Below are 11,302 nucleotides of genomic sequence, written 5' to 3'. Positions count from 1 at the left end.
GTGAATGAAAGTGTGGTCACGCAAAGTGAACTCGAAGCAATGGAAAAGCTGGATCTAAGACTGTCCGGGTTACCGCGCCAGGATTCGGTCTTGCAGGAACGCATCGATCATCATCTGGCATTGGAACAGCTCAAAACACAACCCCCGGTGCTTCTCTCGGACGAGGAAGTGGAATCTGCTTTCAGTTCCTTCCAGATCCGTCAGGGCGGTGAGGAAGGTCTCATGGCTTTTTTGAGCTCTATCGGAATGAACCGTGACGATCTGATTCAGGAAATCCGTAACCAGCTCAGTATCCGGAAATTCATCCGGGACCGCTTCAGACCATTCGTAAATATCACCCTCGAAGATGCTGAAGACTATTACGAAAAAGTCTACAAACCTGCTGCGGAGATGCTTGCCAAAGATGTCCCTCCTTTTGCAGAAGTTTTCGGCGAAATTCAAAACTTGCTGGTGGAATCAAAAGTCCAGGATCACATCCTGGAATGGCTGAAAACTCTACGGAAACAGGCGCGAATTAATGTGAAGGATTAGTAGTGGCAGAGCATTTTCCATTCGACTCGTATAGACATTTTATTTAACTAAAACTGGACCTGCACTCGAAGTTATTATCGGTGTGAAAATGCTCTGCAGTAGGCTGGTTTTAGTAGAGCATTTGCACGCAGAAAGCTTGTTTGTACTGTGGCAGGCATTGTGAGAGAACAAGCTCATTCAAAAGCAACGGCAAATGCTCTGCCACTACGAAACGCTAACCAGCGCCATCGCCGCCGCGGCGCCGACCAGTGTATTCATGAAGTTGATGATCTCATTATCGATGATCTTCATTTGTTCCAGAGTTGCCCCGAGATAACTTTCAACCGTTGTTCCGATGAACGCGGCCACCATACATAGCAACGCAACCGGAACGCTGATCACCTGCAAGAGCACACCTACACCGCAAAGAAGAGCCGAAGCAAGGATGCCTGCAAATGTTCCTTCCAGTGAAATTGCACCTTCAGTTCCTACCGGAACAGGGCGTAGAGTTGTGATCAGGATCGGGTGCTTGCCTAACACCTGACCGATTTCGCTACTGACTGTGTCAGCCACCGCCGTCGCAAACGCGCCAAAGAATCCGGCAATAAACAAGATGCTGCGCTCTTCCGGAACAAGCATCGCAAGAATTGCGAGAAAAGCTCCCGTGGAACAATTGGCCACGGCATTTTCCCAACCTCTTGCGCCACCCTTTTCTTGCGCCACACCCAGCGATTTTTTGCGCGCATAACCAAACTTCGTTGCGCCGGATCCCAAAACAAAAAATGTAATCAGGATCAGATAAAACTCATATCCGCCGAAGACATAAATGAGCGTTCCTACTATGAACCCTCCAATGAATCCGGAGAGGCGCACAATTCTCAAAGCATACGCGGTTCCGCCAAACGCAATATTAATGATTGATCCCCAGAGAAGATTTCGGAGCAAGATGTCCGCTTTGCTTGCAAACATCGTGGGTTCAATCTGATAAAGAGCCCACATAAATAATCCCGCAGAAAGAGGAACGCTGAGATTATCATTAATACCCGTAGGAATCGTTTCGATAATCGCCGCGAACAATGCGGCAAGGAACGGAACGAGAATAACGTACCAGCAAGCCGGATGTGGCGAGTCCGTCCAGACGAAATACGTGAAAAAAATGGCTCCTGTTGCGCCAAAAATCAAAAACGCAAGCGAACCTGCATAGCTGCGATCCGGATTCCAGGGAATCTTCTTTTTTCCAAACCGTCTCCCAAATACGGAAGCGAATCCATCGCCCCAACCCATGATTGCCCAGCTTGCTGCTGCGATATACAAACGCTTCGGAAAAAGCAGAATCAAAAGCAGGACGGAAATGGGATAGAGAAGTATTCCAATGGGATAACCGCGTTGTTGATCCTCTTTGCGATACAATCCTCGTCCGCCGATTCGCGGCAAAATCTGCCAGTTAAAAATAAATGCGACGATCGCGCAGAGAGCTCCTTGCCAGAAATTCAACCATCGCAGCAGAAGTCCAAAAAGGGACGAGCCAATGTGAACTGCTTTTCGTTTGTACTCCGATCGCAGGGAAAACTCAGGATGATCCACCAATGGTTCGTTCACTTTACAACCTCGCGCGAGGTCGCTCTAGTTGGAGCGCGGACTTCCAGTCCGCGAAAACATCTATCCCAGCAATGTTGTGGCGGGCAAAGATGCCCGCGCTCCCACTAGCTTTATCCGCTGTCATTTCACGTATCCGGAGTTTTTCAGCCAGCCCACAAAATCAACCAACCCTTCTTTTAAAGGAGTGATTTTGTAACCGAGCTCTTCCTTCGCGCGTGTGCTGTCGTAAGCCCAGCTGTGTTTATAAATTTCCACCACTTCATGCGTAAGCATCTGAGGTTCGCGTCCAAAAAGTTTGGCCATCCAGTATTCGCTGTAACCGGCAAGTTTTGCCAGCGGCATCGGAATGTTCATGACAGGCGGCTTTTTCCCGCTTACTTGATAAAGCGCTTGATAGAATTCCGGCCCCGATTGATTATCACCACCGAGAATGTAACGGTTTGATTTTGCGCCCTGCTCGATTATTTTTACGAAAGCCTGAACCACATCCTGGACAAAAGCATAAGACCATGTACGGATGCTCAGTCCGAGAGGCATTTTGCCGTTCAAAAAAGGAATGATATTTTTGGCGATGATATTTCCATACGTCAAGCTGCCGGATCCGTAAATCACACCCGGATACAGAATCGTGATCGGATAGCCTTCCTTCTGATATTTTCGGGCCATCTGGTCGCCTAGAAATTTTGTTCGCTCATAGGCGTTATGAAAATGATCCGTGCGGCGATGATCGTCTTCTGTTAAGGGCTTTCCGTTGGAAGGGCCAAGAGCGATAAAGGAGGATGTATGGATAAACTTTGGCACGCCGGAATCGGCGGCGGAGCGGATTGAATTTTCAACGGAAGCCACGTTCACGAGATCAAATTGATCCGGATCCGGCACCCACATCTTAACAAGCGCTGCTAGATGCAGAAACAAATCCTGCCCTTTCAAATGCGTACGATAGGATTCAACGTTTTCTATGCTTCCCGGGACAACTTGAACCGCGGACGGAAAGGAAACCTGTTGAGGCGAACGAACCAGCGCGGTAAGACGATGATCTCGCTTGTTTAACGCAGACAGGAGTTGTCCGCCCAAAAAACCTGTAGCGCCTGTGATGAAAATCTTCATAAACAATGTAGCGCGGGCGTCCCGCCGGCGAGTTTGCGCAGACGAGACGTCCGCGCTACTTTGTTTATCATTTCAGTTTCTTTCGCCAGTAATTTAACAGATCGAGAAGCGTCTGGTTTATCAGATATTTCGGTTGCCAGTGTGTCTCGGTTTTTAATTTTTCTGCGTTTCCCAGCAGAATGGGCATGTCCACCGGGCGAAAACGCTCTTGATCCACAACCACGCGGAATTTCCTGGAGGCATGGGAAAGCAAAATATCCAGGATCTGTTGAATTGAAACCGCAGTGCCCGAACAGATGTTGTAAGGCTCGCCGGGACGGCCATCTTTTACAATCGAAATGTACCCTGCAACCACGTCTCTGACATCCGAAAAGTCGCGCCGGGCTGTCAGATTCCCGACTTTGATTTCCGGTTCAGACATTCCCAGCTCTGCCATCGCAATTTGCATGGCAAATGCGGAACAGACAAAAGTTTCTTTCTGTCGCGGCCCTGTGTGATTGAACGGACGCGAAATATACACTGGAAATTTTTCTGCTTTGGCGTATTGAACGCCCAGAATCTCCTGCGCGATCTTGCTGACAGCATAAGGAGAAGCCGGAACCATGGGTCGTTCTTCGGAAATGGGTTGCTCGGCTTGCGGAACAATGCCATAACATTCCCCGGATCCGATCAACAGAACTTTTGGGAATTTTGCAAGATTCCTGCAAGACTCCAACAAATGAAAAGTGCCGAGAAAATTCGTTTCGATTGTGGCACGCCGGTTCGTCCAGGATTCATGCACGTGCGCCATTCCCGCAAGATGATATATAACATCCGGTGAAACCTCCTGAATCAAATGTCCCAGATCATCGGGGTTCAGGATATCCAGATAGTGGATCACAAACCTGGGATTCTCAATGACGTGCTGGAGCGCGTGCGCCGGATGATGAATGCCTACTACAGAGATAGTACTATCAAGAAGCAGTTTATCTGCCAGGTGGCTGCCGGCAAATCCCGCGATCCCTGATAAGAGAACCCGTGTCATGTGCGATGGACTTTAGCGGATTCGATCTCGCCAGTAATCCATAATATCGGACAGAGTCTGGCGGAATGGAATCTCCGGCTTCCAGCCGGTGGCCTGCTCAAATTTACTGCAATCTCCCTCGAGTAAAGGAACGTCGGAGGGCCTTAACCGGGAAGGATCCTGCTTGACCTCAATCTGCAGCTTCGTGTGCGAAAGAACAAGGTCCAGCAACTCTTGAATGGATACCGAGGAACCGGTGCAGATGTTGTACACTTCCCCCGGCTCACATTTTTCAGTGGAGAGCCAGTACGCTCGAACCATATCGCGCACGTCGGTGAAATCGCGCCGGGCTTCAAGATTTCCGACGTAAATGACGGGCGGACGTTTATTCCTTTCGACTTCTACAACTTGTTTTGAAAAATTAGAACACACAAAAACTTCACCGCGGCGGGGACCGGTATGGTTGAATCCTCGGGTGCGAACCGCTTTGATCCCATAAGACATGAAATACTGATATGCCAGAACATCCTGTGTGACCTTGCTAACCGCGTAAGGGCTCAACGGCCGCAACGGGTTCGTTTCACGAATCGGAATCTCATTCGGATATACCATTCCATATTCTTCACTGGAACAGGCAATCTGCACCCATGTATCCATCAATTTCGATTCCCGGAGGGCCTCAAAGATGTTCAACTGCCCCAGGATGTTGGTCGTCAACGATTCGGCCGGCGCATTCCAGGAGCTGGGAACGAAACTTTGAGCAGCCAGATGAAAAATCTTGTCTGGGCGAACGTCCGCGATCAGCGCTTTCACCGAAGAAGCGTCGACAATATTGCACTCCATGATCTGGATTTTGTCCAACAGGTGCTCCACATTTTCAATGCGGCTTCGCCAACGGCGAATTCCATAAACTTCAACTCCTGGTTGGTGCTCCAGTATGTATTCTGCGAGATGGCTTCCGGCGAAGCCTGTAATTCCTGTAATCAAAACTCTCATTTGTTTTCCTTAGGAGAAAAATTTGTGCTACGAGCGTAATTCGTGCTCGTTTTGTTTTAAGAATTCAATGTATTCGGCAGTGCTTTGTTGCCAGCTGCGAGGCGTGTGACCGGTTGTTTCCGTATACCGTGTCAGATCCAGTACTGAGAAGGGCGGCCTTTTCGCCTGAACACGTAAATCATCATTTTTAACAGCTTCTACGAAATTGTTCAAGCCATATAAGTGGAGAATCGTGACCGCCTGCTCGTGACGGCTGCAATGTCCCGAATTACTGAATTGACAGATTCCGGATGCCTTCACCGAAAGTAAACGGAACACAGCATTGGCCACATCATCGGCATAAGTGGGGGCGCCTACCTGATCAACAGGAGCTTCCAGTTTCGCTCCTGCCATCGCTCTCTTCAGAACTTTTTTCACATAGTTATCGCCGTTTTTTCCAAAAATCCAGGATGTACGGAGAATTAAATGAGAAGAACCGGATGCCAGAATCTTTTTGTCCCCTTCCCACTTCGTAGTGCCGTAATAGTTGATCGGATTGGTCGGATGATCTTCGCGGTAAGGCCGGTCCCCTGCGCCGTCAAACACGTAATCCGTTGAAAAATGAACCAGAAAGGCATCGTACTTTTTGCATAACGTTGCGATATGTCCGGGTGCTTGCGCATTCACCAGGAATGCCGTTTCTCGAAACTTCTCGCAATCATCTACGCGCGTGAACGCGGCAGCGTTCAATACCAGTTGCGGTTTTGCTCTCAAGAAGATTTTTTCCATTGCCGCATAATCCGTTATGTCCAGCTCCCGGTGGCTGTATGCGGACAAAGCCGGTCCGCCAAATTGCTTGGCCAGAGCGCTCCCGATCATTCCGCGGGAACCAAACAAAACTGTTCGATGATTCAGGAAGGACGAATCTGCCATGATTTCTCGCTTATCGTTCCGTAATGTTTCTTATAAAATTCTTGATATTCGGCTTGCTTGTTACGAATTTTTTGCCACCAGCCTTCATTGTTTTTGTACCACCGAATTGTTTCTTCCAGGCCGGACTGCAAATTCTGTTGGGGGGACCACCCTAAACTCCGAAGTTTATTGGAATTGATCGAATATCTGCGGTCATGTCCCGGACGGTCGGTTACGTGATGGATGAGTGACGAAGGTTTGCCTAGGACTTTCAGAATGCTATCCGTAATCTGCATGTTCGTTACTTCGTAACCGGTGCTGATGTTGTACACTTCCCCTTCCGCGCCCTTCTTCAATAATAATAGGATTGCATCGCAATGGTCACGAACGTAGAGCCAGTCCCGGACTTGCTTTCCATCTCCATAAACAGGCAACGGAATATCCTGTAGCGCGTTCGTAATGAATAGCGGGATCAGTTTCTCCGGATATTGATTGGGGCCGTAATTATTTGACGCACGAACGATCATCACAGGAAGTTCATAGGTTTTATAAAAAGAATATGCCAGACGATCTGCTCCTGCTTTGCTTGCTGCATAGGGATTTGTCGGATGGAGAGCATCCTCTTCTTGAAAGGATCCGGTTGGACAATCGCCGTAAACTTCATCCGTGGAGATGTGAATAAATTTTTGAATGGTATGTTTGCGCGCCATCTCAAGAAGCACAAAAGTTCCATAGACGTCCGTCCGGATAAAATCAGCAGCGCCGTAGATCGAACGGTCTACGAACGATTCAGCCGCAAAGTGCACAACCGCATCCGTTTCCGCCATGAACCGGTCCATCAATTCACGATCGCAGATATCACCTTGAACAAAATGGTATCGCGGGTTTCCTTCCAGGTCAGTTAAATTGTCAGGATTGCCGGCGTAAGTAAGTAAATCCAGATTGAGAACTTCTGCTTGCGGATCAGACTCCAGCAGAGTGTGCACGAAGTGACTGCCGATAAAACCAGCGCCACCCGTAATCAAGTACCGGGTCATCGATCTTTACGCTTCCATTCGTAAGGAATTCCTCCGCCATGCGGATCGAGCCGGTATTCATCCGGATCTTTGTAGTGATAAAGTTCGGTGGGAACATTCACAACGATGGCTTCTTCCACACTCACACACATCCAACCGTGGTAAACAAGATTGGGAACCTGCACCATGATCGGATTGTGCACGCCCAGATAGAATTCGTTGATTTCGCCGTGCGTCGGCGAATCCTCGCGCGAATCATAAAGAACAAGTTTCACCATGCCATGAACGCATACGAAGTGATCCAATTGTACTTTGTGATAATGCCAAGCTTTCACCACATCCGGATAAGTGGTGGAAACATAAACCTGGCCGAACTTTGTGAAGAATTCCTCATCATCTGAGCGGAGAATTTCCAGCAGGCGTCCGCGTTCGTCCGGAATCACTCTCAATTGTTTTACTTTTACATCCCGTATCATCTCAACCTCAGTATATTTCTATTCTGCTGTTGTCTCCCACCAGAAAGCGATAAGCTTCCGGTGGTTTTTCGCTTCTGCAGATCTCTACGTTCACGCCGATCAAACTGTCTTCCACTCGCCTCTTCAGGTTTTGTATCTTACTGCCGCTCAACAGAATACTATGCTGCACTTCGCTATGAAGGACCTCACACTGATCTTGAATGGAAGTGAAGGGTCCGATGAATGCATGATCGATCAAGCTATTCTCGCCAATGATCACCGGCCCGCGAATCGTGCTGGAGATAATCCGGGATCCTTTTCCAATGGAAACTCGACCATCGATTCTGGATTGGGAATCCACAGTGCCTTCAATCGATCGCGGTAAATTTTCAAGCACGAGCCGGTTTGCTTCCAGCATATCTTCGAGCTTGCCTGTGTCTTTCCACCAGCCTTCCACAATATGCGGCTGAACACGGTATCCATTATCAATCAAATATTGAATGGCGTCCGTGATTTCGAGTTCGCCGCGACCGGAAGGCTTCAACACAGCTTCCGTCTCAAAGATGTGATGATCGAACATGTAGACGCCGACCAGCGCCCAATTGCTGCGAGGCACCTTCGGCTTTTCTTCCAGGCGAACCACACGGTCATTCTGCAGCTCTGCCACACCGAAGCTTTGAGGATTCGGAACCGCTGCCAGAAGAATTTGTGAGTTCGGTTGCTCTTTACGGAATTCATCGATCAAAGAGACGATTCCATTCTTCAACAGGTTGTCCCCCAGATACATTACAAAAGAGGATTGCTTCAGAAAATCTTTTGCGGTAAATACGGCATGCGCCAAACCGAGCGGTTCCGGCTGATCAATATAGGTGATGTTCACTCCCCATTTCTTTCCATCGCCGACAGCTTCGACGATTTCGTCTTTTGTTTCACCGACGATGATTCCGATGTCATGGATTCCTGCTTCCGCGAGAGTTTCCAATCCATAAAACAAAATCGGCTTGTTTGCGACCGGCATCAGCTGCTTTGCGCGAGTATAAGTAAGGGGGCGCAATCGCGTTCCTTTTCCCCCGCTGAGAATCAGCCCTTTTAATTCCATTCGCGCTAATACCTCGAAGAAGAACCGCTCTGGAAGTTCACGAGATTTCCGATGTTCGGAAGGCTGATCGAAAATGTGATCTGGTTTTCCTTTCCATCGGTTCGAAAGACTTCATCAAAGTGCCGGAATTGGACACCAACACTGAAACAATCATCATTCCACATCACTCCAAACCCGCCACTCAAGAATTTGTGTTGCGAAATGTCGTAACCGAGATCCCCCTGCAGCGCAATTCTATTCTTCCAGAGTCCAACACCGCCGTTTGTCTGAAGAGAGTTCCCTGGTTTTTGCCGCACCTGCCCTGGACGCAATTGAACGGAGGAAGATGGATTGGAATACACATAACTGATGTCACTTCTCCATCGACCAACGCTGCGAAGCGTAGAAGTAAGTTGAATGCGCGTCAACTGATGGAAATTGATGTCGTAATCGGTGGAGAATTGCACGTTGTAATGCTGGCTTGGATTGACCCGCACAACGGAACTGATGGGCGAAAAAGCTTCTTGATTGGGATTCTCGGGATCAAAAGAATCCGACTCAAACTGGTAGCTCTGCGATAGACGCCAGGAAATAAATTCCCAGGCCGATTCTACGGGAGGTTCCAGCGGCTCCGGATCGTAAAAATGATACTCGTCCGGATCATATTCCTTTTCATCTTTTACCGGCCGTTTTGCGTAAAGAAGATTCGTCAAAGAGTAAGTGACCGATCTGGTTCCTTGAATAAAATCGATGTCGGAATCAACACCGATGATGTTGTTTTGATTCGCTATGTCCTGACGATGACGGTATGTAACCTGTGGCTCAATCGCGTGCTTCCACTTTTTGGAATATCCGTTTCCCGGCGTATCGAAAACCTTTCCAAAATTAGGGCCGCGCAGGTCGAGAGTAACTTCCGAATAGCGGCGCGTGAGGGGATCTTCAACAATTTCTGCGCCGTTTTTCTGTTCACTCCAATGCGTGACACGGTAAGAATACGCGGGCGTCAGCGTTAACCAAGAAAGATAAGTAATCGGCCAGGAAATGCTGGGAAAGATATCATAGCGATGGAAGCTATTCGTAATTTTTTCGTCCAGAACTTTGGTTCCCTGGCCGAGATGATCGTAGGAAGTCAGCAGGCTTCCGAAAAAAGGAGTCGGACCGAGTTTTTGGCTTCGCGACTGAAATTCAACTTCCGGAAGATGAAAGAACGAAGCTGTAGAATTCGTGTTCCTTTCCCTTTCCTGAAAATTGTTCAGAAAATTCAAGCTGTAATAGGACCAGTTTCGAGTAAGAAATCCCTGGAATGTGCGGGTCAATGAAAGCGCGCGAGAGAGATTGTTGGAGTAATCCCGTATATATTCGAAGCTGCTGAAGTAGTCCACGACTCCTTTCGCAACAAATCCGCCAGGCACCTTTTGATTGACAGCTCCATGGACCGTCCATTCAGGACCAAGTAGACTGTCATCGGTAAAATAATATTTAACATTTCCATCTTCTTCCTTGGAAGCAGCGTAACGAAATTCCGCTCCTCCGCCGAAACCGCGATCCGCGTAATGATCGATCCAGTACGTCGAATCCATCGATCTGCTCATTGCCCAAAAGAAAGAACCGCCCACCCAGAATCCTTTGCGGCTGTTGGGGCCGAATGACGGGAACAGGAAGCCCGTAGCGCGATCCCGTTTGATGGGCCACATCATGTACGGCGAATAAAAAATGGGAATGCTCTTCGCTTTGAGAGTGAAATTTTTAAAATGAATATATTCGTTGATAGTCATCCGTGCCGAAGATGTATTCAATCGCCAGTGCGGAACAATCTGATTACACTCTGTAAAAACTCCATCATAGAGTTTGTATTCTTCTTCACCGATCTTATCCAGGCGTGTCCCCCAGAAAAAGATTTGCGGTGGAACAAATCCGCGCGCGTTGTACATGGAACCCTTTTTTGTTTCCAGATTCAGTTCCAGCCTGTCTCCCGTAAGATGCTGATCCGCCTGATCAAGAACCACGTTGCCCGTGGCAATCAAGTCCCTGGTCTTTGCATCGTACTCAGCGCGATCCGCCTGCAGGCGGAAACCCTGGTACTGGAGATCCACGTAGCCTTCCATGACGTAGTAGTTCGGACGGATCTCATTTTGCGTTTGGGCGGCGATTTTCAGTTCCTTCGTAAAAGTGGGACGTGTCCGCTTTCCGGGCTTGATGGTGTCAGGCCTTTTTGCCGGAATCGTATCCTCGTCGTCAGCCTGTGCTTCCGTAGGAAAAAGTCCGCCGGTTTTCTGAACCGGAGTTGGTTCCTCTTCGGCTTGCGCAAATACAGTGAGGGGAACTATGAAAAAGAATAAAAGAAAAGATATTAGCTTCTTCATCGTCAACATTTTACCTTATTTTATGGAGCGCGGGCTTCCAGCCTGCGCTCCGCTATAATAGATCCTATGAGCAAACGGTATCAAACCTTTGATCAATTCTGGCCCTACTATGTCCTGGAACATTCGTGGAGAGGGACTCGCGTTCTACATTTCGTTGGCACTTCTTTGCTTTTCGTATTCCTGATACATGCGGTTCTCACTCAATCCTTAATCAGTCTTCTTGCAGGGGTGATCTGTGCTTATGGTTTCGCATGGGCCGGTCATTTCCTGATTGAAAAAAACCG

11 protein-coding genes are annotated in these 11,302 nt (G+C 48.4%); 2 read left to right on the top strand and 9 right to left on the bottom strand.

Features of this window, described 5'->3' with window-relative positions:
• Positions 1-531: hypothetical protein (locus L0156_26005; protein ID MCI0606453.1), on the top strand; the 531-nt coding region annotated here is incomplete at its 5' end.
• Positions 532-735: 204 nt separating this feature from the next.
• On the opposite strand, the gene L0156_26000 is transcribed toward L0156_26005, so the two are convergent.
• From L0156_26000 to L0156_25960, 9 genes are all read right to left on the bottom strand, one after another.
• Positions 736-2,109, bottom strand: a complete 1,374-nt coding sequence (locus L0156_26000) for a DUF92 domain-containing protein (GenBank protein MCI0606452.1) — start codon at positions 2,107-2,109, stop codon at positions 736-738.
• Positions 2,110-2,229: 120 nt separating this feature from the next.
• A complete protein-coding gene (locus L0156_25995; protein ID MCI0606451.1) occupies positions 2,230-3,216 on the bottom strand; it encodes an NAD-dependent epimerase/dehydratase family protein in 987 nt (328 codons plus the stop codon).
• 67 nt (positions 3,217-3,283) lie between these two features.
• A complete protein-coding gene (locus L0156_25990) occupies positions 3,284-4,240 on the bottom strand; it encodes a GDP-mannose 4,6-dehydratase (protein MCI0606450.1) in 957 nt (318 codons plus the stop codon).
• A 12-nt stretch (positions 4,241-4,252) separates the two neighbouring features.
• Positions 4,253-5,215, bottom strand: coding sequence for a GDP-mannose 4,6-dehydratase (locus L0156_25985; protein ID MCI0606449.1), 963 nt, complete (start codon positions 5,213-5,215; stop codon positions 4,253-4,255).
• Between the two features lie 27 nt (positions 5,216-5,242).
• On the bottom strand, positions 5,243-6,127 hold the full coding sequence (gene rfbD / locus L0156_25980) for a dTDP-4-dehydrorhamnose reductase (GenBank protein MCI0606448.1): 885 nt from the start codon (positions 6,125-6,127) through the stop codon (positions 5,243-5,245).
• Complete coding sequence (gene rfbB / locus L0156_25975) at positions 6,106-7,143, bottom strand: dTDP-glucose 4,6-dehydratase (GenBank protein ID MCI0606447.1); 1,038 nt, start codon at positions 7,141-7,143, stop codon at positions 6,106-6,108. The genes rfbD and rfbB overlap by 22 nt, the downstream gene beginning before the upstream one ends.
• On the bottom strand, positions 7,140-7,598 hold the full coding sequence (locus L0156_25970; protein ID MCI0606446.1) for a dTDP-4-dehydrorhamnose 3,5-epimerase family protein: 459 nt from the start codon (positions 7,596-7,598) through the stop codon (positions 7,140-7,142). The genes rfbB and L0156_25970 overlap by 4 nt, the downstream gene beginning before the upstream one ends.
• 7 nt (positions 7,599-7,605) lie before the next feature.
• Positions 7,606-8,676, bottom strand: a complete 1,071-nt coding sequence (locus L0156_25965) for a glucose-1-phosphate thymidylyltransferase (GenBank protein ID MCI0606445.1) — start codon at positions 8,674-8,676, stop codon at positions 7,606-7,608.
• A gap of 5 nt (positions 8,677-8,681) precedes the next feature.
• Positions 8,682-11,018, bottom strand: a complete 2,337-nt coding sequence (locus tag L0156_25960) for a hypothetical protein (GenBank protein MCI0606444.1) — start codon at positions 11,016-11,018, stop codon at positions 8,682-8,684.
• A gap of 66 nt (positions 11,019-11,084) precedes the next feature.
• On the opposite strand from L0156_25960, the gene L0156_25955 reads away from it, so the two are divergent.
• A partial coding sequence (locus L0156_25955) for a DUF962 domain-containing protein (protein MCI0606443.1) occupies positions 11,085-11,302 on the top strand: 218 nt, incomplete at its 3' end.

Source organism: bacterium, from assembly GCA_022616075.1.
GTDB lineage: Bacteria > Acidobacteriota > HRBIN11 > JAKEFK01 > JAKEFK01 > JAKEFK01.
This window is presented reverse-complemented; position numbering and strand designations above follow the sequence as displayed.